The organism is Phreatobacter sp., assembly GCF_022843985.1.
In the GTDB taxonomy this organism is placed as follows: Bacteria; Pseudomonadota; Alphaproteobacteria; order Rhizobiales; family Phreatobacteraceae; genus Phreatobacter.
Genome location: NZ_JALHMP010000004.1, coordinates 1 through 25033, shown reverse-complemented (window position 1 = coordinate 25033; position 25033 = coordinate 1). Strand labels below are relative to the sequence as shown.

At 68.8% G+C, this 25033-nt stretch carries 22 protein-coding genes and 1 pseudogene; 14 read left to right on the top strand and 9 right to left on the bottom strand.

Annotation, left to right across the window (positions count from 1 at the left end; translation table 11 throughout):
- Positions 1–55: 55 nt before the first annotated feature.
- The gene (locus Q0C57_RS03630) at positions 56–1438 is read left to right on the top strand and encodes a M17 family metallopeptidase (RefSeq protein WP_296572201.1); all 1383 of its coding nucleotides are present in this window, start codon (positions 56–58) and stop codon (positions 1436–1438) included.
- 1182 nt (positions 1439–2620) lie between these two features.
- Here the strand turns inward: Q0C57_RS03630 and Q0C57_RS03625 are convergent.
- From Q0C57_RS03625 to Q0C57_RS03590, 8 genes are all read right to left on the bottom strand, one after another.
- A complete protein-coding gene (locus tag Q0C57_RS03625) occupies positions 2621–4261 on the bottom strand; it encodes an acyl-CoA synthetase (protein ID WP_296572673.1) in 1641 nt (546 codons plus the stop codon).
- 94 nt (positions 4262–4355) lie between these two features.
- Complete coding sequence (locus tag Q0C57_RS03620) at positions 4356–5219, bottom strand: GNAT family N-acyltransferase (RefSeq protein WP_296572671.1); 864 nt, start codon at positions 5217–5219, stop codon at positions 4356–4358.
- A gap of 217 nt (positions 5220–5436) precedes the next feature.
- A complete protein-coding gene (locus Q0C57_RS03615) occupies positions 5437–5715 on the bottom strand; it encodes a hypothetical protein (protein ID WP_296572199.1) in 279 nt (92 codons plus the stop codon).
- Positions 5716–5799: 84 nt separating this feature from the next.
- On the bottom strand, positions 5800–7299 hold the full coding sequence (locus tag Q0C57_RS03610; RefSeq protein WP_296572196.1) for a phosphomannomutase/phosphoglucomutase: 1500 nt from the start codon (positions 7297–7299) through the stop codon (positions 5800–5802).
- Between the two features lie 111 nt (positions 7300–7410).
- Positions 7411–8532 (bottom strand): DUF2336 domain-containing protein, encoded by a 1122-nt coding sequence (locus tag Q0C57_RS03605; RefSeq protein WP_296572193.1) that lies wholly within the window; start codon positions 8530–8532, stop codon positions 7411–7413.
- Between the two features lie 191 nt (positions 8533–8723).
- Entirely contained in the window at positions 8724–8948 is a 225-nt protein-coding gene (locus Q0C57_RS03600) for a hypothetical protein (protein WP_296572190.1), read from the bottom strand.
- Between the two features lie 133 nt (positions 8949–9081).
- Positions 9082–9720: a response regulator gene (locus tag Q0C57_RS03595; protein ID WP_296572187.1), complete on the bottom strand. Its 639-nt coding sequence runs from the start codon at positions 9718–9720 to the stop codon at positions 9082–9084.
- 119 nt (positions 9721–9839) lie between these two features.
- Complete coding sequence (locus Q0C57_RS03590) at positions 9840–10784, bottom strand: DMT family transporter (protein WP_296572184.1); 945 nt, start codon at positions 10782–10784, stop codon at positions 9840–9842.
- 196 nt (positions 10785–10980) lie between these two features.
- On the opposite strand from Q0C57_RS03590, the gene chrA reads away from it, so the two are divergent.
- Positions 10981–12297, top strand: coding sequence for a chromate efflux transporter (gene chrA / locus Q0C57_RS03585; RefSeq protein WP_296572181.1), 1317 nt, complete (start codon positions 10981–10983; stop codon positions 12295–12297).
- Positions 12298–12457: 160 nt separating this feature from the next.
- Positions 12458–13282 carry an SDR family oxidoreductase gene (locus Q0C57_RS03580; protein WP_296572178.1) on the top strand — a complete coding sequence of 275 codons (825 nt, stop codon included), beginning with the start codon at positions 12458–12460 and terminating at the stop codon, positions 13280–13282.
- 48 nt (positions 13283–13330) lie between these two features.
- On the opposite strand, the gene Q0C57_RS03575 is transcribed toward Q0C57_RS03580, so the two are convergent.
- On the bottom strand, positions 13331–14524 hold the full coding sequence (locus Q0C57_RS03575; RefSeq protein ID WP_296572175.1) for a penicillin-binding protein activator: 1194 nt from the start codon (positions 14522–14524) through the stop codon (positions 13331–13333).
- 199 nt (positions 14525–14723) lie between these two features.
- On the opposite strand from Q0C57_RS03575, the gene rsmI reads away from it, so the two are divergent.
- From rsmI to Q0C57_RS03520, 11 genes and pseudogenes are all read left to right on the top strand, one after another.
- Positions 14724–15635: a 16S rRNA (cytidine(1402)-2'-O)-methyltransferase gene (gene rsmI, locus Q0C57_RS03570; protein ID WP_296572172.1), complete on the top strand. Its 912-nt coding sequence runs from the start codon at positions 14724–14726 to the stop codon at positions 15633–15635.
- Positions 15632–16009: a YraN family protein gene (locus Q0C57_RS03565; protein ID WP_296572169.1), complete on the top strand. Its 378-nt coding sequence runs from the start codon at positions 15632–15634 to the stop codon at positions 16007–16009. The genes rsmI and Q0C57_RS03565 overlap by 4 nt, the downstream gene beginning before the upstream one ends.
- A 12-nt stretch (positions 16010–16021) precedes the next feature.
- Positions 16022–16960, top strand: coding sequence for a glutathione synthase (gene gshB / locus Q0C57_RS03560; RefSeq protein WP_296572167.1), 939 nt, complete (start codon positions 16022–16024; stop codon positions 16958–16960).
- Between the two features lie 220 nt (positions 16961–17180).
- Positions 17181–20048, top strand: a complete 2868-nt coding sequence (locus tag Q0C57_RS03555; RefSeq protein ID WP_296572165.1) for a monovalent cation/H+ antiporter subunit A — start codon at positions 17181–17183, stop codon at positions 20046–20048.
- Entirely contained in the window at positions 20049–20426 is a 378-nt protein-coding gene (locus tag Q0C57_RS03550; RefSeq protein WP_296572163.1) for a Na+/H+ antiporter subunit C, read from the top strand. It begins immediately after the preceding gene.
- An 11-nt stretch (positions 20427–20437) separates the two neighbouring features.
- The gene (locus tag Q0C57_RS03545; protein ID WP_296572668.1) at positions 20438–21970 is read left to right on the top strand and encodes a monovalent cation/H+ antiporter subunit D; all 1533 of its coding nucleotides are present in this window, start codon (positions 20438–20440) and stop codon (positions 21968–21970) included.
- Positions 21970–22461, top strand: a complete 492-nt coding sequence (locus Q0C57_RS03540; RefSeq protein ID WP_296572160.1) for a Na+/H+ antiporter subunit E — start codon at positions 21970–21972, stop codon at positions 22459–22461. Before Q0C57_RS03545 ends, Q0C57_RS03540 begins: the two co-directional genes overlap by 1 nt.
- Entirely contained in the window at positions 22458–22727 is a 270-nt protein-coding gene (locus Q0C57_RS03535) for a K+/H+ antiporter subunit F (protein ID WP_296572157.1), read from the top strand. Before Q0C57_RS03540 ends, Q0C57_RS03535 begins: the two co-directional genes overlap by 4 nt.
- A 10-nt stretch (positions 22728–22737) precedes the next feature.
- Positions 22738–23121, top strand: a complete 384-nt coding sequence (locus tag Q0C57_RS03530; RefSeq protein WP_296572154.1) for a Na+/H+ antiporter subunit G — start codon at positions 22738–22740, stop codon at positions 23119–23121.
- 221 nt (positions 23122–23342) lie between these two features.
- A pseudogene (locus Q0C57_RS03525) lies at positions 23343–24179 on the top strand (magnesium chelatase domain-containing protein); the annotation flags it as partial.
- A 173-nt stretch (positions 24180–24352) separates the two neighbouring features.
- Positions 24353–25033: DUF3363 domain-containing protein (locus Q0C57_RS03520; RefSeq protein ID WP_296572151.1), on the top strand; the 681-nt coding region annotated here is incomplete at its 3' end.

The following is a 25033-nucleotide window of genomic DNA, read 5'->3' as shown; positions in this document are numbered from 1 at the left end:
ACAGGGGCCACCGCGCGGTTCTAGCCTGCCGCCATCGCTGTGGCAGAGGATTCCCATGCACCCGCTTCTCAGGCCGCCCGGCACTGCCGGTGCCACGCCCGTGACCTTCGTCACGGCCGCCACCTATGCCGCCGTCAAGGCGAAGCTGAAGGCGCCGCAGCAGGCCTATCTCGACGCGACGGGCTATGAGCCGAAGGCGGGCAAGGCCGCGGTGGTTCCGGACGCCAAGGGCGCCATCGCCGCCGTGCTGTTCGGCATCGAGACCGAGGCGGCCGCCCATCGCGATCCGCTGCTGGTCGGCAAGCTGCCGGGCCAGATCCCGCCGGGCCTCTATCGCTTCGCCAATGATCCCGGCGACGGCGAACGCGCGGCACTGGCCTGGATCATCGGCCAGTACCGCTTCGCCCGCTACAAGGCGTCGACCGCGAAGCCCGCCCTGCTGGTCGTGCCGGAGGGCGTTGACGGCGCGGCGGTCAGCCGGGCCGCCGAGGCGACGACGCTCGCCCGCGATCTCATCAACACGCCGGCCAACGATCTCGGCCCGGCGGAGCTGGAGGCGGCGATCCGCGACCTCGCCAAGCGCCATCGCGCCAAGGTCACGTCCATCGTCGGTGCCGACCTCCTCAGGCAGAATTTCCCGATGATCCATGCGGTGGGAGCCGCCTCGCCGCGCGCGCCGCGCCTCATCGACCTCGTCTGGGGCAACGAGAAACATCCGAAGGTGACGCTGGTCGGCAAGGGCGTCTGTTTCGACACCGGCGGGCTCGACCTCAAGCCCTCCTCCGCCATGCTCCTGATGAAGAAGGACATGGGCGGCGCGGCCGCGGCCATCGGCCTCGCCCATATGGTGATGGCGGCGAAGCTGCCGGTCCGCCTGCGCCTGCTCGTGCCGGCGGTGGAGAATGCCGTCTCGGGGGCCGCCTTCCGGCCGGGCGACGTGTTCCCCACCCGCAAGGGGCTCAGCGTCGAGATCGGCAATACCGATGCCGAAGGGCGGCTCGTGCTCTGCGACGCGCTGGCGCTGGCCGACGAGGAGGCGCCGGTGATCCTCGCCGACTTCGCCACGCTGACCGGAGCGGCGCGCGTGGCGCTCGGGCCGGACCTGCCGCCGGTCTATACCCATGACGACGCGCTGGCGGCGGAACTGACGGCCGCCGGTCTCGCGGTGGGCGATCCGGTCTGGCGGCTGCCGCTGTGGAAGCCCTATGCCAGCGGCCTCGACAGCAAGATCGCCGACCTCAACAATGTCACGACGGGGGGCTTTGCCGGCTCGATCACGGCGGCGCTCTATCTCGACCGCTTCGTCGAGAAGGCGCAGAGCTGGCTGCATGCCGACGTCTATGGCTGGACTCCGGCCGAGAAGCCCGGCCGCCCCGCCGGCGGCGAGATGCAGGCGGCGCGGGCGCTGTTCGCGGTGCTGCAGGCGCGGTTCGGGTGAGCGTACGCGGCAGGCGCCGCCCGGTCTGACGACGCGCATCCCCCACCTCTCGCCGCCGGGGAGAGGTGGGGGAGCGTCCGGCCCGTTCTGCCGTGCAGGTCCTGACCGTGGTGCCCCGCATCCTCCCATGCCTTCCCGTTCCCGCGCCGCAAAGGCCGGGCTTTGCTCCGTCGGTCCCCGCGCTCCCGGAGGGGAGCGCGAGGGGTGAAGCGCCGTCAGGCGCGGAGGCGATGAGGCCTCCTGGCCCCGCGGGTCACCCCGCGGAACCGGACTTCGGATCGCCGAAGCCCGCCGGCTCGCGTGGAATCCGTTTCCTCGGGACTTTTGGATCTCCGGATGAAGCATCCGGGCTGCCGGGATGCTTGATCCCGGCCGCCCAAAAAACCGGATGCTTCATCCGGGCCCCTCACAACCGGGATGCTTGATCCCGGTCGCCCGAGAAACGACCTCCACGCGAGCCGGCGCGCCTCGCGGCGCTTCACCGCGGCTTTTTGCGTTCACCGGGCCGCGCGTCCGGGGCGAGCGGGGCGGGAGGGCGGGGCCAAGGCGCCCCGCCAGCCTCCCGGGCGTGAGGCCGTCGGGGGGCAGACCCGGCGACGGCCCGTGGCCTGGCCTTGCCGGAGACGCGGGTCTCCCGCGTGCCCCGGAGGCCCCCGGCGGAGAGGGTCGCCCCCACCCGCCGGTCCTGCTCGCCGCCTCTAGCGATGCTCCTCGCGCAACGGTCACCCCCGGCGCGGCAGCGCCTCAAGGGCCCGAAGGGGCGGTGGTCCCGGCGACGCCCTTAGCGGACGGGCTGGTGACCCGACCGCAAGGGGAACCGCCCCTCCGCCCCATCGCCCGCACCACCGGACGATGCCTCGACGAGGACGGAAGGTGCGGGGAGGATAAGGGCGGTGCGGGAAACGGGGAGAAACAACCTGCGCTTTTTCGGGAGGCGGCGGGAAAAGCGCTTGGGATCAAGGAGTTGGGCGTCGGGGATGGTGGGACGGGGGTGAAGTTGTCCCCGGGGGCAGGCTTGGCCTCGCGGGACGCCCGCTGGAACCACCGCCCGTCATGCCCGGGCTTGTCCCGGGCATCCACGAACTTCCTTCGCACGGCGGTGGTCACGTCGTGGATGCCCGCCACAAGGGCGGGCATGACGCGGAGCTGGCCGGACGTGCCCAGGCCAATCAGCGCAAAACCTCACCCCTCCGCACTGACCGCGCCCTTGTCGATCAGCATTTCGCGGATGAGCTTCTTCGGCACCTTGCCGTAACCCGACTTCGGCAGTTCCTCCCAGACGAAGACCTGGCGGGGCATCTTGTAGCGCGACAGCTTGCCGTCGAGATGTTGCAGGATATCGCCCTCGGCCACCGTGGCCCCCGGCCGGGCCACCAGGACGGCGACACCGGCCTCGCCCCAGCGCCGGTCGGGCACGCCGAGCACGGCCACCTCGGCGACCGCGGGATGGGTGAGGATCACCTCCTCGATCTCGCGCGGATAGACGTTGGAGCCGCCGGAAATGTACATGTCGGAGGCCCGGCCGGTGATGTAGACATAGCCCTCCGGGTCCTTGTGGCCGAGGTCGCCGGTGCGGAAGAAGCCGTCGCGGAACGACTTGGCATTGGCCTCCGGATTGTCGAAATAGCCGGCAAAGACGGCGGGGCCGGCGACGCAGATCTCGCCGGTCGCGAAGGGCGCGAGCTCTACCCCCTTCTCGTCGAAGATGCGGACGTCCATGGCGGTGCGCGGGTAGCCGCAGGTGCCGATGCGCCCCTGCACCGCGTCGTCGACATCGTGCTCGCGGGTGGGGAAGACGGTGATGTTGCCGGTCACCTCGCCGAGGCCGAAATATTGCACGATGCATTGGCCGAGGCGGCTCAGCGCGATCTGCTGGTCGGCCCGGTACATGGGCGATCCCGCATAGATGACGTGCCTGAGACTGGAATGATCGTGCCGGTCGGCGGCCTCGTGTCCGGCCAGCATGGTGAGGATGGTGGGCACCGTGAACATGTTGGTGACCCGGTGCTCCGCGATCAGCCTGAACGCTTCCTCGCAGTCGAGCCGCTCGGAGGCGATGAGGACCGTGCGGGCGCCGCGGGCGACCTGCGTCAGCTGGTGGATGCCGGCGCCATGGGAGAGCGGGGCGACGACGAGGGAGGCGTCGTGCTCCGTGGTCCCGGGCACCAGATCGGCAAGGTGGTTGGTGACGACGAAGCCCATCTGGCCGTGGGTGAGGACGGCCGCCTTCGGGCGACCGGTCGTGCCGGAGGTGAAGAAGAACCAGCAGGGATCGTCGTAGTCGACGGCGGCGACAGGCCCGGGGGCTCCCTGGCGCGCGCCTTCGGCGATCAGCGTTTCCCAGTCGATGGCGGCGAAGGGGGCCGCGCCGATCGCGACGGTCAGGGCGAGGTCGGGGTCGCCGTCTTTCACCGCCGCGGCATGGCCCTCGAAGATGGTCTCGCAGATCAGCGCCTTGGCCCGCGCCGCACGGGCGATATAGGCGACCTCCTGCGGCGTGTTGCGGAAGTTGGTGGGCACCCAGATGGCGCCGATGGTCCAGACCGCGAACATGGCCTCGAACATGGCGTTGCTGTTGCGCGCCTGGCAGACGACGCGGTCGCCCTTGCCGATGCCGCGGGCCCTGAGGCCGACGGCGGCGGCGGTCACCCGCGCCGCCATCTCGCCCCAGCTCCAGGTCCGGTCGCGCCAGACGAGGGCCGGACGGTCCGGCAGGCGCCTGGCGGTCCCATGCAAGAGGTCGGCGAGGTTCATGACGCGCCGGGACATCGGCGCGGGGATCACCGAACCATCGGCGGCGAGGCGGGGGCCGAGGGCGGGCATGTCGGACATGGCAGGCGTTTCCTATCGTTCTTGGGCGAACGATAGCAGCCTCGCGGCGGCGGTTAAGCCCCCCGGACGACAGGGCCGGGCTGCATCAGGCCGCGTGGCGCTCGGCGCCCGGCCCGAAATGGTCGATGTAGCGCGGGTGGATGGCTGCCACGGGGAGGACAATCAGCACGTCGATCGTGTTGAACTGGCGGTCGATCACCGCGCCGTCGCCGATATAGGCGCCGAGGCGCAGATAGCCCTTGATGAGGGGCGGCAGGGCATGGAGCGCCTTCTTCATGTCGATGGCGTCGGGAGACAGCCGCCCCATCTCGACCCGGCGCGCCGGCAGGGCGGCGGCAGCCCATTCGGCCGGCGGCCGGGCATTGTGATGGAGGAAGGACAGTTCACGCGACACGGCGCGCGGATCGGTGCCCTCCAGGCTGGCACAGCCGAACATCACGTCGATCCCGTGCGTGAGGACATAGGACCAGATGCCGTGCCAGAGCAGTTCGACGGTGCGCTTGTTGCGATAGGCCGGCAGCACGCAGGACCGGCCGAGCTCGAGGAAGCGCTTGCCGGCATGGCGCTGCAGCAGGCCGGAGAGGTCGAACTCGCCCGTCGTGTAGAAGCCGCCATGGCGGTCGGCGATGTCCTGGCGCAGCAGGCGGTAGGTGCCGACGATGGCGGGGCGCGGCTGGCCGAAGGGCTGGCGCTCGAGAACGGCGTGATCGATGACCACGAGGTGGTCGCAGATGGCGTCGAAGGCGTCGATGTCACGGCGGGCGAGGCGCGAGGCGCCGTCGGCGATCGCCTTCATCTCCTCGTAGAAGACGCGCCAGCGCAGTTTCTGGGCGCGCCGCACCTCGGCGGCATTGGCGGCGAGGCGCACCTCCAGGCTGCCGATGCGGCCGAGTGTCTGCGGCAGGGCGGCCCTGGCGTCACGCGGCCGGATGCCGCCATAGGCCCGCATGATGGGAATGATCTTGCGGCTCTGGTCGGCCCAGAGCGCGGGGTTGAAGTGACGGGCGAAGGGAATGGCGCTGTGCGTGACCTGATCGACCATGAGGGCCTCCGGGCGCGACCTCCTGGCCGAATCGCCGGATGTCTCGACAGAAGATCACGTGCCGCACTGGCTCTACAGTGCCATGACGTCGCTGCGACGAAATGGTGACGACGCGGATTTCCGGTCAGTCGGCGATCTTCAGCAGCGGCGTGTTCGCTGCCTTGGCATCCATGGCCTTGTGGGCCTCGCCGAGCGCGAAGAGATAGGCGTTGGTGGCGTCCATCATGCGGTTGGAGGCATCCGCAAGTTCGGCCAGGACCCTGGATTTCTGCGCGTCGGAAATGGCGCTGGCCCGCACCGCACTGCCGAAAGCGGCAAAGCCGGCGGTAACGTTGCGCAGGATCTCCAGTTCGGAGAGCCCGTTCGGACGCTGCATGTTCTGGCTGACGGACACAAGCTTCACGGACGGCTCCCCGGTCTCGCCGTGAAGCTGTCACGCCATGGTTAACGGCTGGTGAAGATTTCAGCCATCTGACCGCGTGACCGCTCAGATGGTCTGGTTGTAGGCGCCGACTTCCGGGTTCTCGCGCAGCACGGCGTCGACGGCGTGGAACATGTCCCGCATCCGCGCCTCCGAGACCGGGCTCTCGACCACGACGACCAGTTCGGGCTTGTTGGACGAGGCGCGCACCAGGCCCCAGGTGCCGTCGGGCGTGGTGACGCGCACGCCGTTGACGGTGACGAGGCTGGAGATGGGATGGCCGGCGATAAGGCCGCCCTGTTCCTGCATGTCCTGGAAACGCTTCACGACGCGGTCGACGACGCCATATTTCACCTCGTCGGCGCATTTCGGCGACATGGTGGGCGAGCCCCAGGTCTTGGGCACCGCGGCATAGAGATCGGCCATCGACCTGTCGGGGTTGCGGTCGAGCATGTCGATGACGGCGATGGCGGTGACGAGGCCGTCGTCATAGCCGCGGCCGACCGGGGCGTTGAAGAAGAAGTGGCCGGACTTCTCGAAGCCGGCGAGGGCGTTCAGGTCGCGCACCCGGCGCTTGATGTAGGAATGACCGGTCTTCCAGTAGTCGGTCGTCGCGCCGAGGCGTTTCAGCTCGGGGTCGGCGGCGAAGAGGCCGGTCGACTTGACGTCGACGACGAATTGCGACGGGCCGTGCACCTTGCACAGGTCGCGGGCGAGCATGACACCGATCTTGTCGGCGAAGATCTCCTCGCCATGGTTGTCGACGACGCCGCAGCGGTCGCCGTCGCCATCGAAGCCGAGGCCGACATCGGCGCCATGCGCCTTCACCGCCACGGCCATGGCGTGAAGCATCTTCATGTCCTCGGGATTGGGATTGTAGCGCGGGAAGGAATGGTCGAGTTCGGCATCGAGCGGGACCACCTCGACACCGAGCGCTGCGAGGATCTGCGGGGCGAAGGCGCCGGCCGTGCCATTGCCGCAGGCGGCGACGACCTTGAGCCTGCGGGTCACCTTGGGGCGGGTGGTGAGGTCGCGGATGTAGCGGGCGGCGAAATCCTCGACGAAATGGTAGGAGCCACCGCCGGCGAGGTCGAAATCGGCGGCGAGGACGATGGCCTTGAGCGCGCTCATCTCGTCGGGGCCGAAGGTGACGGGGCGCTGGGCGCCCATCTTCACGCCGGTCCAGCCATTGTCATTGTGGCTGGCGGTGACCATGGCGACGCAGGGCACGTCGAGCTCGAACTGGGCGAAATAGGCCATGGGCGACATGGCGAGGCCGATGTCGTGCACCTTGCAGCCCGCCGCCATCAGGCCGGTGACGAGCGCCATCTTGATGGCGGCGGAATAGCCGCGGAAATCATGGCCGACGACGATCTCGCGGGGAACGCCCATGCGGCCGATCAGGGTGCCGAGCCCCATGCCGACGGCCTGGACACCCATCAGGTTCAGTTCGTCGCCGAAGAACCAGCGGGCGTCGTATTCGCGGAAGCCGGTCGGCTTCACCATGGGCAGGGATTCATAGGCCGCCGTATTGGGCGTCAGGCTGGCGAGCGGCTTGGGAAACATGCGGGACTGGCCTTGGTCGACACGGATGGGGCGGCGCTGACCGCCGGCCTCTGTTTAAACCGAAGCATGGACCATGGCCACCGCGCCGTCGTCGCGGCCGATGCCGGGTGTTCAGGCGGCGCTTCCGGCCGCGGCCGGGGCGCCCTTGCCGACGGTCATGCGGACCTTGAGGAAGCGGATGGCGCGCTGGGCATCCGCCTGGGACACGGCCTCATAGTCGGCGCGCGACACGGTCTCGCGGGTCCCACGCCGCTTGCTCGCACGCATCACCAACGTCGTCTCCAGATTGGCATAGGCGATGTCGAGGGCGCGAAACGTCAGGACGACCGTGTTGATGTCCCCCGCCGCCAATTGCTGGAAGACGAAGTTCCGCTCAAGCCGCAGGAAGTGGGCCATGACCTGGGCGACGTCAAGCAGACGGCCTCCGGCAACGAGGGTTTCGACGCCGCTGTCGAGAGACATGGTCCCGGCTTCGACCGCTGCAATGACCCGGTCCGTACTGCCGATATTGGCCCTGCGTTTGCGCAGTTCCTCGGCGATCAGCGCCTGGGCGCGGGCTCTCAGCGCGGCGATGCCATCGCCCGCGTCTCCTTCAGCAGATCCGGCGGCGACCTGGGTGCAGATGATCGTGTTGAGCTGGTCGAGGACGGCGGGCGAGAGATCGCCGCGGTCGGCCAGGGCGAGACCGATTTCGGCGTCGTCGCCGGCACGGGTGAGAAGGCTCATCATGCCCTTGTCGGAGATTTCGGCACCGACATTGCCCGACACCTTGCGCAGCACGACGTTGCTGCCGCGGTCGATCAGCACGTCAGTGACGCGCGCGGTCAGCGACGGACGCGTGGCAATGGCCTGCAGGTGCTCGTCGCCGCTGGTCTCGGCAATGGCGACCATATCGGTCTCCGTCAGCACCGGCGACCGCGACAGGATCGGACTGGCGACCGCGATATCGGCATCCGAGGCGAGGGCCAGGGCCAGACTGTGGGGGACCCGCTCGCTCTCGCTCAGCGCCACGCTGATCTGCGGCCGCTGCTCGGGCCGCAGCTTGCGCATCACCGAGGTCGCGATCTCCGAGAAGAGATATTCCTCCGCCACGGTCGGGCTGACGGGATGGGTCAGATAGAGGTCGGCGACCCCGCGCAGCAGGGCGAGACGCTTCTCGCTGTCCTTCTCGACGCCGAGCCGGCCGAGCTGTTCGACGAAGCCTTGCGTGTCACGGGCAGTTACGGAAGACATGCTGAAGCTCTTTCGGGAGGACGAGGGGATCTACAGGTCGTTTGTCTCATCGGCCCGCCTTTATCGGGCAAAGCCCTTTGTAATAATTCTACTTTAGATTGCAGTTGTAACCAAATCACTACGGCGCTCTGTGGGAACTGCTTATTCTCTTGAAAACTGTTGATGGACGTCTAACAGCGGGCGGTCCGGCCTCAGGCTGCACGCTGCAGGGGCGGGGCGATGACATGGCGCGACAGGGGCCAGGGCACCTCGTCGAGGGTCATGATCCGGATGTCGGCCACGCGGGCAAACAACTGGCGCACATGGTCCTCGATGGCGACCAGCGCTCCCGTCTCCGTTCGGAGGGTCAGGCGGTCGGTGACGACCTCGAGGACGTCGCCCTGAAGGCGGGCATAGATCATCGGTTCCGGCGCCATGGCAGGCCTCCTGCCGGCACGGCCCTCCGGTCCCGCCGCTCCGGTCGGGCCCGGATCACGGCGCTGGTGCCGATTGCGGGGTTCAGGCACTTCAGGCCAGGAGGCGACCAGGGACTGGTGCCCGTCCGGCCCGTTAACGGGCGTCGTGGCGACGCTCGTCATAGATGACGCGCACCAGATCGGCGGCATTCCTGGCGCCGAGCTTTTCCATGATGCGGGCCCTGTGCACCTCGATGGTGCGCGGGCTGATGCCGAGGCTGCGACCGGCCTCCTTGTTGGAGGCGCCGCGCACGAGTTCCTGCAGGACGTCCCGCTCGCGCGGCGTCAGCAGGCTGGCGCCTCCAGGGCCGAGGGCCGAGACGGGATCGGCCCGCTCCGCCGCCCGGCGGGCATGGCCGGCCAGGGCCTGCCCGACCTGATGGACGACGCGCTGGCCGTCCAGCGGCTTTTCGACGAGGTCGGCAGCCCCTGCCTGGATGACGGCGACCGCCATCGGGATGTCTGCCCGGCCGGACATCATCACCACCGGCCCCTCGAAACGGCGCTGGGAGATCTGGCGCAGAACCTCGACGCCACCGGCACCCGGCAGGCAGACATCGAGGAGGATGGCGTCGGGGTGGCGTTGCTGGAGGGCGTTGAGAAATGAGGCCGCGTCGGCGAAGGCGACGACGCGGTAGCCAGCCTGCTCGAAGACGACGCTGAGTCCGTCACGCACCGCGGCGTCGTCATCGACGATGAAAAGGTCTCCGCCCCTGTCCGTTTCCGTCCGCATGACCGCAATCCCCCGCGGCTGGCTCGACCTTGCCCGCTGGTCAACCCGGACCCAACGTCAGGCGAAGTGTCGGTTGCCGGCCGGTAACCCCCTATGCGACGGATTGTCGCAGTTCCGGGTTACCGTCCGCCCCGTGCAACGACGCGTTCCCGGTAGAGGAGATAGAGCCCGGAGGCGATGACGATGGCCGCCCCGGCGAGGGTGTTGGCCGCCGGCACCTGGGCGAAGACCAGCCATCCGAGCGCCGTCATCCAGACGATCTGGGTGTAGATGAAGGGCGCCAGGATTCCCGGCGCGGCATAGCCGTGGGCAACGATCAGAAGCCAGTGCCCGAAGGCCCCGAAAGCGCCGATGGCAATCATGGCGAGGACCACCGCGAGCGAGGTCGGCGCCGTCCAGATGAAGGGCACGATGACGGTGGCGACCGCAGCGCCGAAGGCGACGGAATAGATCGAGGTCGTGGCGGCGGAATCGTGACCCGCCAGCATGCGGGTCAGGATGTTGTAGAGCGCATAGACACAGGTGCCTGCGAAGGTGAGCAGCATGGCCCAGTGCAGCGAGCCGCTCCATGGCTGGGTGACGACCAGCACGCCGAGGAAACCGACGACAACCGCGATCCAGCGGCGCAGGCCGATCCATTCCCCGAGAAAGGGCCCCGACAGAATGGCAACGATGAAGGGCGTCGCGAACATGATGGCGACGGTCTGGTCGAGCTGCAGATATTGCAGGGCGATGAAGTTGACGGCCGTTGATCCGAAGAGCAGCGCCGAGCGGATCGCCTGGATCCAGGGGCGGCGGGTGACGAAGACCCCGGGATGGCGGAGGGGATTGAAGATGATGAGGATCATGCAGAGCGCCGCGGTGTAGCGGGCCCACACCACCTGCATCGGGTCCATATGGGTGCCGAGCCATTTGGCCAGCGCATCAAGACAGGCGAAACAGGCCAGCGCCGCGCACATCAGGCCGATGCCCTTGAGGCGCGCGCGGGCGGCGGCGGCCGGGACCTCGGCCGCGCCCTCTTCGCCGGCGTCCGGCTGCGGCGCCCTCTTTCCATCTGTTGCCATCCGAAGAGCACTAGCCGATTTGACCGGACATCGTCCCGGTCCACCCGCATGGGAGCCGTGCGACGGGGTGGCGCGATGGGCCTGCGGCCTGTCTTTCCGGGGGGCGCGCCGCAACCGTCGTCTTGGATGTCATGGTTTCGTCATGGATGGTGGGCTCTAGGAGACGCCTGCCCCGTTCCGATCCGGATCCCGCTCCATGACAGTGCACGAAACCTTGCCGCCACCTGCCGCCCCGGTGCCCTTCTCGGAGGCGCTCGCCGTCTGGATCAGGGTCGGCTTCCTGTCCTTCGGCGGCGCGGCCGGGCAGATCGCCATGCTGCACACCATCATCGTCGAGGAGAAGAAGTGGCTCGACGAGAAGCGGTTCCTGCACGCCCTCAATTACTGCACGCTGCTGCCGGGACCCGAGGCGCAACAGCTCGCCACCTATATCGGCTGGCTCCTGCACGGCGTGCGCGGCGGGCTGACGGCGGGGCTGCTCTTCGTGCTGCCGGGTGCGCTCATCGTGCTCGCCATGTCGATGCTCTATGTGACCGCCCGCGGCGTTCCCATCGTCGACGGCATCTTCTTCGGCATCAAGGCGGCGGTGCTGGTCATCGTTGTGCAGGCGGTCATCAAGATGGCGAAGCGGGTGGGCGATGCCGCCGTGCTGAAGGCGATCATCGCCGGTTCGCTCCTGGCCATCCTGCTGTTCCAGGTGCCCTATCCGCTGATCGTCGCCGCCGCTGCGGCCTTCGGTGCCTTCCTGCTGCCCCAGCCGGCCGAGGCCGTCCCGGCCAGCCGGCCCAGCCCCGGACGCTATGCCACGCTTGTGACCAACACGCTGGTCTGGGGCACCGTCTGGCTGGCACCGGTGGCGCTCGCGGCGCTGCTGCTCGGCCCCGGCCATATCCTGACCCAGATCGGCCTGTTCTTCTCGCAACTCGCGGTCATCACCTTCGGCGGCGCCTATGCCCTGCTCGTCTGGCTGGCCCAGGCGGCGGTGGAGCAGAAGGGCTGGGTCACCGCGATCGAGATGGCTGACGGGCTCGGCCTCGCCGAGACCAAGCCCGGCCCGACCATCCTCGTCACGCAGTTCGTCGGCTTTCTCGCGGCTTTCCGCGCGTCCGACCCGTTCTCGCCGATGACCGCGGCGATCCTCGGGGCGGCCATGACCACCTGGGTGACCTTCGCGCCGTCCTTCCTGTTCATCTTCGCCGGAGCCCCCTTCGTCGAGGACCTCCGGCACAACCGCCTGCTCGCCGGGGCGCTCAAGGGCATCACCGCGGCGGTGGTGGGGGTGATCCTCTACCTCGCCATCTGGTTCGGCCTGCATGTGTTCTTTGGCGCCGTGGGGGCCCTCGCCATCGGGCCCCTGCGCCTGCCGACCGTCGATCCGCTGGCGCTGGACTGGAAGGCGGCGGCGCTTGCCGTCATCGCCTTCGTGCTCGCCTTCCGCGTCAAGCTCGGGCTCATTCCGCTGATCGCCGTGATGGCGGTGCTCGGCGTCGCGGTGAAGCTGACCCTGGGCTGAGCATACCGACTGTCGGTGCCGTGGTGCGTTGACGGCTGCTCTGCCGGCGTGAAGAACGACCGGGGGAGGCCTTCCGGCCCGTTCGCGCGGGGATCGTCAACCGATCGCCAGCGGTGACCGGTTCCGGATTTCCCGAGACCATGATTGCTGGAGGATCTGCATGGGAACGACAACACGGCGGGTCGCATTCATCACGGGCGGTGGCTCGGGGATCGGACGCGCCCTGGCCAGGGCTCTGGCCGCGCGCGGCACCGCGCTGTGTGTTGCCGACACCAACGCAGCGGCCGCGCAAGCCGTGGCGGGCGAGTGTGGCGCCGATGCGAGCAGCCTTGCGCTCGATGTCCGCGATGCCGACGCGGTGAAGAGACGAGTCGAGGACTTTGCCGCCCGGCACGGCCGCTTGGACTACATGTTCAACAATGCCGGCATCGGCCTCGCGGGGGAGGCGGATGAGATCCCTCTCGAGGGGTGGCGGCGCATCGTCGACGTCAATGTCTATGGCGTTCTCCATGGGGTGCTGGCGGCCTACCCGATCATGTGCGCCCAAGGGTTCGGCCATATCGTCAATACGGCGTCGCTGGCTGGACTGGGGCCGGCCCCCCTGTTCACGCCCTATGCGCTCACCAAACACGCCGTGGTGGGTTTGAGCACGAGCCTGCGCATCGAGGCCGCTGCGCGCGGCGTGAGGGTGAGCGTGGTGTGCCCTGCGGCCGTGGAAACACCGCTGCTGGATTCACCGAACCCCGGCGATCTCGGCATTGGCTGGGCCCCCGACGCGCGACGTTTCCTCACCGCGCTCGCCGGCCCGCCCTATCCTGTGGAGAGTTGCGCCAAGGACATTCTCGTCGCGCTGGAGCGAAACAGGCCGGTGATCGTCCTGCCTGGCAGGGCGCGGCTCGCTTGGAGGCTTGGGCGCCTTTTTCCGGGCCTTGTGGAAAAGATAGGCTTGTCTGCCGTGGCGACCGAGCGGCGGTCACGGCGCTAGGCGCGCAACCACCTGCAACCGAGTCCCGCTATGGCCCCGCCTGCGGGATCACGATCCGCCGGTGAAGCTGCGGGGCGCCGGGCTGACCACCCGCCCGCCGGCCTGGAGCACGGCCAGACCGCGCTGCGGCGTGCCATCGGCCCGGAAGCGGAACAGCCCGTCGACGCCGTTGAAGCCGGAGGAATTGGTCAGGATCGTCTCGGAGAAGCGCTGCGAGCCCTGGGTGCGCACCAGGGCGGCGACCAGCGAGACGGAGTCGTAGGTCAGCGAGGCGATGCGCGCCGGATCCTGGCCGAAACGGGCCCGGTAACGCTCGGAGAAGCTGCGGAAGCCGGCCTCGTCGGGCGCCGCATAGACGGCCGTCGGCGCGGCGCGGGCGGCGGCGGCATTGCCGACCCAGGGGCCGACGCCGAGAACCTGGACGCTGCGGGTATCAATGCCGGCGGTGGAGAGCGCCTGGATCGCCGCGCCGTCATAGGGATCGGGGACGAAGATCGCATCGATCTGGCCGGCAATGCCGGACAGGCGCGCCGCCGCGGCGTTGACACCGTTCGGATCGAGCGGGAACTTCTCGATGGCGACAACACGCCCGCCGGAGCGGCTCACCGCCTCCTGGAAGGCGCCCTGCACCACCTGGCCGAAGGCCGAATCGGGGATGAAGGCGGCATAGGACCGCTTGCCGGCCTGGGCCGCATGCTGGACGATCCGGTCGACCGTGTTCTGCGGCGTGAAGCTCATCAGGTAGACGCCGCGCGTGGCGACGCTGGTATCGGTGGAATAGGCGATCATGGGCCGGCCGGCCGGCCGGGCCACGGTCGCCGCGCCGCGCACCGCTTCCGCCAGAAGCGGTCCGAGAATGAGCTCGGCTCCCTCCTGGATCGCCGCCTGGGCCGCGGCCTGGGCGCCTGCGGCGGTGCCGCCGTCGTCCTTGACCAGGATGGTGATGTCGGGGCCCTGGAATTCGGCCACGGCCATTTCGGCCGCATTGCGCAGGACTGTCGCCGTATTGCCGGCGGCCCCGCCGGCCGACAGGGGCAGCAGGAGCGCCACCTTGACCGAGCCGGTGCCGATGGTCGTGCCGGGCGGCGCGGCGGTCACCGGTCCAGGACCGGTCGTCGGGATGGGCCCCTGCACATTGGCGCCCGAACAGGCGGCCAGCGCCAGCGCGGCCGCTCCGATCAGAAGGCCACGCAGGGTCGTTGCGTTCGCGGTCCCACCGCGCCGTTTCGCCGCTTCCGCCATGTCCGATAGCCTCCACACGCCCTGAACGCCCCGCCCTTGCACCGGAATAGCCGCGAGCGAGGGGCAAGGTCAAACCGCAAGGGCGGCTTTTGCGTGACCAAAGGGCAACAGCCTGCTGCGCGGTGCCTGTTTCTGCCTGTCCGGCGGGCATGGACGCGAGGTGCCGGCACCGCCTATGGTCGCGGAAAGAGACCCGCTCATGACCGACATTCCCGCGCCGCAGCCCTCCGACCGGCACTATGTCCTTGGCGGGGCGCGTTTTCTGGCCCGCCCGCTGGAGCCGGGGCTGCATGTGGTGGCAACCCCCATCGGCAATCTGCGCGACATGACGCTGCGCGCCGTCGAGACCATGGCGGCGGCCTCCCTGGTCGCCTGCGAGGACAGCCGCGTCACCCGCCGCCTGGTCGATCACTTCGCCCTGGCGGTGAAACTCGTCCCCTATCACGAACATAATGCGGCGGAGATGCGCCCGAAACTGCTGGCACGGCTCGCGGCCGGCGAATCGGTCGCGCTTGTCTCCGATGCCGGAACGCCGCTCGTCTCCGATCCCGGCTTCAAGCTGGTGGAGGCGGCGCGCGAGGCGGGTCACCGCGTCATCCCGGTGCCGGGGCCCTCGGCGGTGATGGCGGCGCTGGTGGCGGCCGGCCTGCCGACCGACGCCTTCTTCTTCGCCGGGTTCCTGCCGCCGAAGACGGCCGGCCGGCGCGGCCGGGTCCGGGCGCTGGCGGCGGTGCCGGGATCGCTGGTCTTCTTCGAGACCGGCCCGCGCCTTGCGGCTTCGCTGGCCGACCTCGCGGCGGAGCTCGGCGACCGCCAGGCCGCGGTCTGCCGCGAGCTCACCAAGCTGCACGAGGAGGTGCGGCGCGGGACCCTGTCGGCGCTGGCCGCGGACTATGCCGCCGCGCCCGATCCCAAGGGCGAGATCGTCGTCGTCGTCGGCCCGCCGGGCGAAGCGCCGCCGCCGGCGGACACGGATATCGAGGCCATGCTGCGGGCCGCGCTGGCCGGCGGGTCGGTGAAGGACGCCGCGGCGGCTGTGGCGACGGCCACGGGGCTGCCGAAGCGCGATCTCTACCAGCGGGCGCTGCTGCTCGCGCGGGAGCCGGGGTGAGGCGCGAGGCCGACCCGAAGCGCTCCGCCGCCTGGGGGCGCGGACGGATCGCCGAGACGGCCGCCCTCGTCCTGCTTGTCGCCAAGGGCTACCGCATCCTCGCCCGGCGCTGGCGCATGCCCGGCGCCGAGATCGACATCGTCGCGCGGCGCGGCGGCACGGTGGTCTTCGTCGAGGTCAAGGCGCGCGGCTCGCTGGACCTCGCGGAACTCGCCCTGACGGCGGCGCAGCGGCGGCGCATCACGCGCGCGGCCGAGGCCTTCCTCGCCCGCCATCCCCGCCATGCGGGCGGCGATAGGCGCTACGACCTGATCCTGGTATCGCACGGCGGCTGGCCGCGCCATATACAGGGCGCGTTCGACGCCGATGTCTGAAAGGAATGCCCGATGAGCCTCAAGGTCGCTGTCCAGACCGACCCCATGGAATCGATCAAGATCAAGGGCGATTCCGGCTTCGCGCTGATGCTCGAGGCGCAGCGGCGCGGCCATGAGGTCTTCTACTATCACCCCGACAGCCTGGCCCTGCGCGACGGCGTGCCCTCGGCGCTTGCCCATCCGCTTACCGTCCGCGATGTCGAGGGCGACCATTTCACCCTCGGTGAAGGCTCTCGCGTCAGCCTCGACACATTCGACGTGATCCTGATGCGGCAGGACCCGCCCTTCGACCTGCATTACATCACCGCGACCCATTTCCTCGAGCGCGTCCATCCGAAGACGCTGGTGGTCAACGACCCGGCGAGCGTGCGCAATGCGCCGGAGAAGATCTTCGTCACCCAGTTCCCGCAGCTGATGCCGAAGACCCTGGTCACCCGCGACTTCGACGCGATCCGGGCCTTCCGCAAGGAGCTCGGCGACATCGTCATGAAGCCGCTCTACGGGCATGGCGGCGCCGGGGTGTTCCGCATCCGCGACGGCGACGAGAATTTCGGCTCGTTCCTCGACACCTTCGCGGCGCTGACGCGCGAACCCTGGGTGATCCAGCACTATCTGCCGGCGGTGCGCGACGGCGACAAGCGCATCATCCTGGTCGACGGCGTCTTTGCCGGGGCGGTCAATCGGGTGCCGGCAGCCGACGACCTCAGGTCCAACATGGTGCGCGGCGGCGCGGCGGAGACCACGCAGATCAGCGCGCGCGAGCGGGAGATCTGCGAGACGATCGGGCCCGAGCTGAAGGCGCGCGGCATCATCCTCGCCGGAATCGACGTGATCGGCGGCAACCTGACCGAGATCAACGTCACCGCGCCGACCGGGATCCGCGCCATCCGCCGGCTCGGCGGACCGGACATCGCCGCCACCGTCTGGGAGGCGATCGAGAAACGGCGCTGAGGCGGCCCGGTCGCGCCATGCAGCCAAATGCCACAATCGTCGGCGGCGAAACTCTGTGGCAATCGCGCAGCAGCGGCCGTTCGGGGGTTGACGCCGGTGAGTCGGCAACGCCTTAGTCGCGAGAGAGATCGCGGATCGGGAAAGAGAGGGGAGCTGCGGGCCGGATGGGGGCTGAACACAACGATCTCGGGACTGCCGCCGCCATGGGACCGCGCAGCCGATGAACCTCATTCTCGTGCCGCTCATCCCCCTTTTCGGGGCGCTGCTGCCGCCGCTTTTCGCCCGCTCCGGCCGCGACACGACGATGCTCGTGACCCTGGCGGTGACGCTGTCCAGCCTCGCCCTGCTGCTGCTCGATGCGCCGGCCGTCTATCGCGGCGAGACGGTTCTTGCCGGGACGGCCTGGGTTCCCGAGATCGGACTGTCCTTCCGCTTCTTCGCCGACGGGCTCGGGCTGTTCTTCGCCACGATGATCCTCGCCATCGGCGCGCTGATCATCGTCTATGCCCGCTATTACCTCAGCCGCCAGGATTCGATCGGCCGGTTCTACGCCTATCTGCTGCTGTTCCAGGGGGCGATGGTCGGCATCGTCCTGTCGGACAACATCATCCTGATGCTGATCTTCTGGGAGCTGACGAGCCTCTCGTCCTTCCTGCTCATCGGCTTCTGGGGCCATGCGGCGGCCGGCCGCCAGGGCGCCCGCATGGCGCTGGTGGTCACCGGCGGCGGCGGCCTGCTGCTCACCGCGGGCATGCTGCTACTCGGCCATGTCGGCGGGTCCTACGAGCTGAGCGTCCTCCTGACCAAGGGCGACGTGATCAAGGCCTCGCCGCTCTATCCGCTGATCCTCGCCCTCGTCCTCGCCGGCGCCTTCACCAAATCGGCCCAGTTCCCGTTCCATTTCTGGCTGCCGCATGCCATGGCGGCGCCGACCCCGGTCTCCGCCTATCTGCATTCGGCGACCATGGTGAAGGCGGGCGTCTTCCTGCTGGCGCGGCTGTGGCCGGTTCTCGCCGGGACCGACCTGTGGTTTTCCATCGTCGTCCCCGTCGGCCTGGTGACCATGCTGGTGGGCGCCTGGATCGCCCTGTTCAAGGACGACCTGAAGGCGATCCTCGCCTATTCCACCGTCAGCCATCTCGGCCTGATGGTGATGCTGCTCGGCCTCGGCACGCCCTATGCCGCGGTGGCCTGCGTCTTCCACATCCTCAACCACGCGACCTTCAAGGCCGCCCTCTTCATGGCGGCGGGGATCGTCGACCACGAGGCCGGCACGCGTGACATCCGCCGGCTCGGCGGCCTCGCCAAGCTGATGCCGGTCACCGCCGTTCTGGCCGGCATCGCATCGGCCTCGATGGCCGGCCTGCCGCCGCTGAACGGCTTCCTGTCGAAGGAGATGATGCTGGAGGCCTCGGTCTCCGGGTCGCTCGCCGGCCTCGGCTGGCTCATTCCCGTCGGTGCGACCCTCGCCGCCCTCGTCTCGGTCGCCTATTCGGTGCGGCTCGCCGTCGGCACCTTTGCCGGGCCCGCGCGCCATGACTATCCCCACCACCCGCATGATCCCGGCATCGGCATGTGGCTGCCCGTCGCGCTGCTGGTGGTGCTGGTCGTCGCCATCGGGCTGTTGCCGGCGCTGATCGCCGGGCCGATCGTGGCGCGCACCGCCCAGGCGGTCATCGGCGCCGCGCCGCTGCCCTATTATTCGCTGTCGCTGTGGCACGGCTTCACGCCGGCCCTGTTCATGAGCATCGCGGCGGTCATCGGCGGCGTGCTGGCGTTCCAGGGCCATGGCGGCCTGGCGCGGCTGCGCAGCGCCTGGCCGCGCCCCGAGGCGAAGGCGATGTTCGAGGCCGTCATCACGGCCGCCGTCGCCGCGGCACGCTGGTTCACCCTTCGGGCCAATGTGGAATCGCTGCCCCGGTCCATCGCCATCATCGCCGTGTCGGTGCTGGTCATCGGCCTGTGGGCCTTCACCCATTTCCCGCACGCGGTCGGCACGCGCGCCATGCTGCCCGTGCATGTCGTGGCACTGGTGGCCTGGGGCGCTTTGATCGCCGCCGCCGGCGTGGTGGTGATCCAGCACGGCAACCGTCTTCTGACCCTGGTCCTTACCAGTGTCGTCGGCCTGATCGTCTCGCTGGCCTTCATCCAGTTCTCGGCTCCCGACCTTGCCCTGACGCAGATCTCCGTCGAGGTGGTGTCCACCATCCTGCTGCTGCTGGCGCTCAACCTGCTGCCGAAGACGGCGCCTGCCGAACCGCAGACAGCGCGGAAAGTCCGGGACGGTGCCATTGCCGTGGCCGCCGGGCTCGGCGTGGCGGCGCTCGCCTTCGCCATTCTGACGCGCGACTTCTCGACGATCTCGGACTACCACATCGCCCAGTCCAAGCCGGGGGGTGGCGGCACCAATATCGTCAATGTCATCCTCGTCGACTTCCGCGCTTTCGATACCTATGGCGAGATCATCGTGCTGGGCATTGCGGCGCTGGCCATCTTCGCGCTGCTCGACACGGCCCTGCGCGGGCCTGCCGCCCGCCGCCTGGATTCCATGCGGCAGGGGCTGGAATCGGCCGAGGCCCATCCGCTGATCCTTGTGGTGGCGACGCGTGCCATGCTGCCGCTCGTCTTCACCGTGGGCGTGTTCATCTTCCTGCGCGGTCACAACCAGCCGGGTGGCGGCTTCATCGCCGGACTTGTCGTCGCCATCGCCTATATCATGCAATATATGGCGAGCGGCTATGCCTGGAGCCATCAGAGGGCCCGGTTCGACGGTCATACGCTGGTCGGCGCGGGCGTCATCATCGCCGGGTTGACGGGGCTCGGGTCCTTCGTGTTCGGTCGACCGTTCCTGACCAGTTCCTTCGGCTATTTCGACATTCCGCTGATCGGCCAGATCGAGCTCGCCACGGCGATGGCCTTCGACACCGGCGTCTTCCTGGCCGTGGTCGGAACCGTGCTGCTGGCGCTGGCGCAGATCTCGCGGATCGAGGCCCGCGCCGAGCGCAGCCCGGTTCCCGATGGGCCCAGCGATATCCGGTTGCCGCAGGCCGCGCCGCAAGCCGGCGGATCCTTGCCGAGGGAGGGCTGAATGGAGGTGCTCGTTGCGTCTGCCATCGGCCTCCTGACGGCCGTCGGGGTCTATCTCGTGCTGCGGCGCCAGACCTTTCCGGTCGTCATCGGCACGGTCTTCCTGTCCTATGGGGTGAACCTCTTCCTGTTCGCCACGGGCCGGCTGGCGGTCAACCAGCCGCCGATCTATGCCGCGGGCGCGGCCGGCTATGCCGATCCGCTGCCGCAGGCGCTTGTGCTCACCGCCATCGTCATTTCCTTCGGCATGACCGCCCTCGTCGTCGTGCTGGCGCTCCGCAGCTTCCTGGAGACCGGCTCCGATTCCGTCGAGGACAGCCCGGCCGCGGCCGACGAGACCGCCGCGGCGCAGGTCACAACCGACCAGGCGCGGCCGTGATGCAGACAGCCATGAACCACTGGATCATCGCTCCCCTGGTGTTGCCCGCCCTCGTGGCGCCGCTGCTGATCCTGACCGCACGCCACAATCTGGCGGCCCAGCGGGTCGTCTCCATCGCCGCGACGCTGGCGCTGCTGGCGGTGGCGATCGGCCTTTACGGTCTGGCCCAGGACGGCACGGTGCGGCCCTATCTCGTCGGTGCCTGGCCGGCGCCCTATGGCATCGTGCTGATCCTCGACCGGCTGTCGGCCACCATGGTGCTGCTCTTCGCCGTGCTGGCCCTGGCCATCGTGCTCTATGCCACCGCCGGCTGGGACACGCGCGGGCGGCATTTCCATCCGCTGTTCCAGTTCCAGCTGCTCGGCGTCAACGGCGCCTTCCTGACCGGCGACGTGTTCAACCTCTTCGTCTTCTTCGAGGTCATGCTGATCGCCTCCTATGGCCTGATGCTGCATGGCGGCGGGGCGCAACGCCTGAAGGCGGGCTTCCAATATGTGACGATCAACCTCATCGGTTCGACGCTCTTCCTGTTCGCGGTCGGAACCATCTATGCCGTGACCGGGACGCTCAATATGGCGGATCTGGCGCGCAAGGTGGCAGCGGTGGGGGCGGGCGACACGGCGCTGCTCGGCGTCGGCGCGGTGCTTCTCTTCATGGTCTTCGCGCTGAAGGCCTCGGTGGCACCGCTGCACGGCTGGCTGCCGACGGCCTATGCGGCGGCTCCGGGCCTGTCGGCGGCGCTGTTCATGATCATGACCAAGGTCGGTGCCTATACGATCCTGCGCGTCTACACGCTGATCTTCGGGGCCGATGCGGGCGCCGTGGCGGGGATCGTCACGCCCTGGATGCTGCCCGCCGCCCTGGCGACCCTCGTCGTCGGGGCCCTGGGCATGCTCGCGGCGCGCAGCCTGCTCAGCCTTGCCTGTTTCGCCGTGGTCTGGTCGATGGGGTCGCTGCTCGTCGCCTTCGGCCTGTTCGATGCGGGCGGCATCGGGGCCGGGCTCTATTACGTCCTGCATTCCACCATGGCCGGCGCGACGCTGTTCCTGCTTGTCGACATTCTCGTGCCGCAGCGCGGCGGGGCGGAGGACCGTCTCGTTCCCGCCGCCGTCGGCCATCCGGTGCTGCTGTCCGGGCTGTTCTTCGCCGCCGCCATCGCCATGGCCGGCCTGCCGCCGCTCTCGGGTTTCCTCGGCAAGCTGATGATCATGGAGGCGAGCCGCGACAGCGGCGCGGCCCCCTGGATCTGGGCCATGCTGCTGGCCACCAGCCTGGTGGCGATCCTCGCCTTCGCTCGCGCCGGGAGCGTGCTGTTCTGGAAGCCTGCGGCGCCCCAGGGCGGGCCTGCCGCCGCGGTGCCGCCGCTCAGGCCGCTGCCGGTGGCGGTCTTCGCGACCTTGCTCGGTGCCACCGTCGCTCTCACCGCCTTTGCCGGACCGGTGCGCCGCGAGATGGGGCTGACGGCGGCCCAGATCCTGGATACCGGTGCCTATGTGCGGGCGGTTCTCGGGCCCGCCCCGCTCGCCAGTGCGGGGAAGCCGTGATGGGGACCCGCTTTCTTCCGCAACCGATCCTGACCCTCGTCATCGCCGGCGTCTGGATGGCGCTGGCCAATGACGTGTCTCTCGGCCATGCCGTGCTGGGACTTGCCCTCGGCCTGGTCATTCCCCTGGTGACCCAGGCCTACTGGCCGGAACGTCCGCGCTTCAAGAACCCCTGGCGGATCATTGATTTCACGCTCGTGGTGCTCTGGGACATCGTCGTCTCCAACATCCAGGTGGCCCAGCTCGTCCTGTTCCGCCGCGGCGACAGCCTGCGCTCCCAGTTCGTGCGGGTTCCGCTGGCGTTGACCAATGCGGAGGCCATCACCATTCTCGCCGGTACCATCACCATGACGCCGGGCACGATCAGCGCCGATCTCTCGGCCGACGGCACGGCGATCCTCGTCCATTGCCTCGAGACCGACGATCCCGACGGCACGGTCAATGCCATCAAGGAGCGCTACGAGCGGCGCCTCATGGAGATCTTCGCATGATCGCGACAGCCTGCGTGATCGCCTTCGTGGCGATTTCCCTCTCCCTCCTGCTCAATCTCTATCGCCTGGCGGTCGGCCCGCACGCGCTCGATCGCGTGCTGGCGCTCGACACCATGGTCATCAATTCCATCGGTCTGATCGTGGTGCTCGGCATCTGGTTCGGCGTCACGATCTTTTTCGAGGCGGCCCTGCTCTTCGCCATGGTCGGCTTCCTGTCGACGGTGGCCTTCTGCAAATATCTGCTGCGCGGCAACGTGATCGAGTGAGGCCGAGATGATGGCGTGGATCGCGGAGCTCCTGATCGCCGGCCTGCTGATCGTCGGTGCCTTCTTCCTGCTGGTCGGCTCTTTCGGGCTGGCCAAACTGCCGGACATGATGCGACGGCTGCATGCGCCGACCAAGGCGACGACGCTCGGCATCGGCGCGCTGCTCATCGCCTCGATGCTCTACTTCCTGATCGTCCTGGGGCTGTTCTCCTTCCACGAACTCCTGATCACGCTGTTCCTGTTCATCACGGCGCCCGTCACCGCCCACCTGGTGTCCAAGGCCTATCTGCTGCGCCACCTCGCGCTGCGCAAAGACCTCCCCGACGTCGAGGCCAGCGGCGGCTGGGCCACCCTCGGGCAAGCCTCCCAGGACAGGCAGCGGCACGAGCCCTGACGCGGAGGGCAGGCGCGCGGCCCATTCGCAACGACCCGCATCGAAACGACCCGCATCGAAACGACTCGCATCGAAACGACCCGCATCGACCGGACCCTGCGGGGGATGCCGCCCCATATCCTCAACCCCATCCTTCTCCGGCGTGAACAAAATTGGAACATCCGTATGTTCCCGGATTGTTCCGATGACTGTTTGCGTCAGGATGGTTCAGGGGGTGGGCCATGGTGCAGCGGGTCGCGACGGTCGCATTCGAGGGGATCGAGGCCAAGCCTGTCGACGTTCAGGTCCATGTCCTCGCCGGGCAGATCGTGTTCAACATCGTCGGGCTTCCCGACAAGGCGGTGAGCGAGGCGCGCGAGCGCGTCCGGTCGGCGCTGGTGGCCTCGGGCCTGGCCCTGCCGGGACGGCGCATCACCGTCAATCTCGCTCCGGCCGACCTGCCCAAGGAGGGCTCGCATTTCGACCTGCCGATCGCGCTGGGACTGATGGCGGCGATCGGGGCCATTCCCGCCGACGCCCTCGGCGGCTTCGTCGTGCTGGGGGAACTCGCCCTCGACGGGCGGATCACGCCCGTCGCCGGGGTCCTGCCTGCGGCCATGGCGGCCAATGCGCTCGGACTCGGCATCATCTGTCCGGCGGCCTGCGGTCCTGAGGCCGCCTGGGCGGGCGAGGATGTCGCGGTGCTGGCACCGGACAACCTGGTGCAGCTCGCCAACCATTTCCGCGGCAGCCAGGTCCTGTCGCGCCCGAAGCCCGGGATCCGCACCGTGGATGCGCCGCTCGCCGACCTGCGCGACATCAAGGGCCAGGAGAGCGCCAAACGCGCGCTGGAGATCGCCGCGGCCGGCGGCCATGCGCTGCTGATGAACGGACCACCGGGCTCCGGCAAGTCGATGCTGGCGAGCCGGATGCCCTCGATCCTGCCACCGCTGACCGCTGCCGAACTCCTCGAGGTCTCGATGATCCACTCCGTGGCGGGGGAACTGGAGGGGGGACAGCTGACGACGCGCCGTCCGTTCCGCAATCCGCACCATTCGGCGTCCATGGCGGCCCTGATTGAAAATTTACAGTGCAATTGAGACATTACATTTGAATTGAGACAAACGGCGGCGATCTAATTTTTTCGACAACCATTTCAGACATCTAAATCTCCGATCCAGCGTGCTCGGCGTTCGCATTCAACTGGGTGTTCCAATTGAATTGAGACAACGCCGTCCTGACTCCCCTTGCGATGGGGAAGTTCGTCGTGTGGTTGCGTGGGGGCACGCCAGCCGCCCCGCACTTCCCCGCAGCATTACCCGCCGCCAAAGTCATACAGGAATTTACGAAGTCGGGGCTCACTCAGGCCAGACGGCTTTCGGAGGGGAATAATGCGCTCAGACCCGGCCTCGAGCAAACGCTGCGCGAGATGGCCGATCGCGGCGACATCATCCGCACGATGCACCGCGCGCTGGCGGGCCGTCCGGACCGCGCGCAGACCGACTTCGCGATAGAGGCCACACCCGCTGAGCCGATCCTCGGCCGGCTCGTCGAGCGCGGGCTGCATGACGAGCTCACCGGCGAAGCCTATTCCGTGATCGACGCCATCGACGGACGGGTCCACCACCTGCGCTTCCGCGACCTTGAGGCGACGGGCGATACGCTGCCCGGCGGCATCGTCGAAACGCGGCTCTGGTCGCCGCGCGAGGACGGACGCGCCGTCCTCTCGCTCGTCGGCCGGTCGGACCTGTCGCTTGAGGCGCAGCTCGGCGCGGACGGCGCCACCTGGCTCGACCGGCTGGCGCTCGCCAGGACCCGCGCCCCGCTCAGCCATGGCGGATTCGGCGCCGAGGTGCGCGCGGCGATGGAGCGGCGCGCCGATCATCTAATCGCGGAAGGTCTCGCGACGCGGACGGGGCGTGGTGTCACTTTC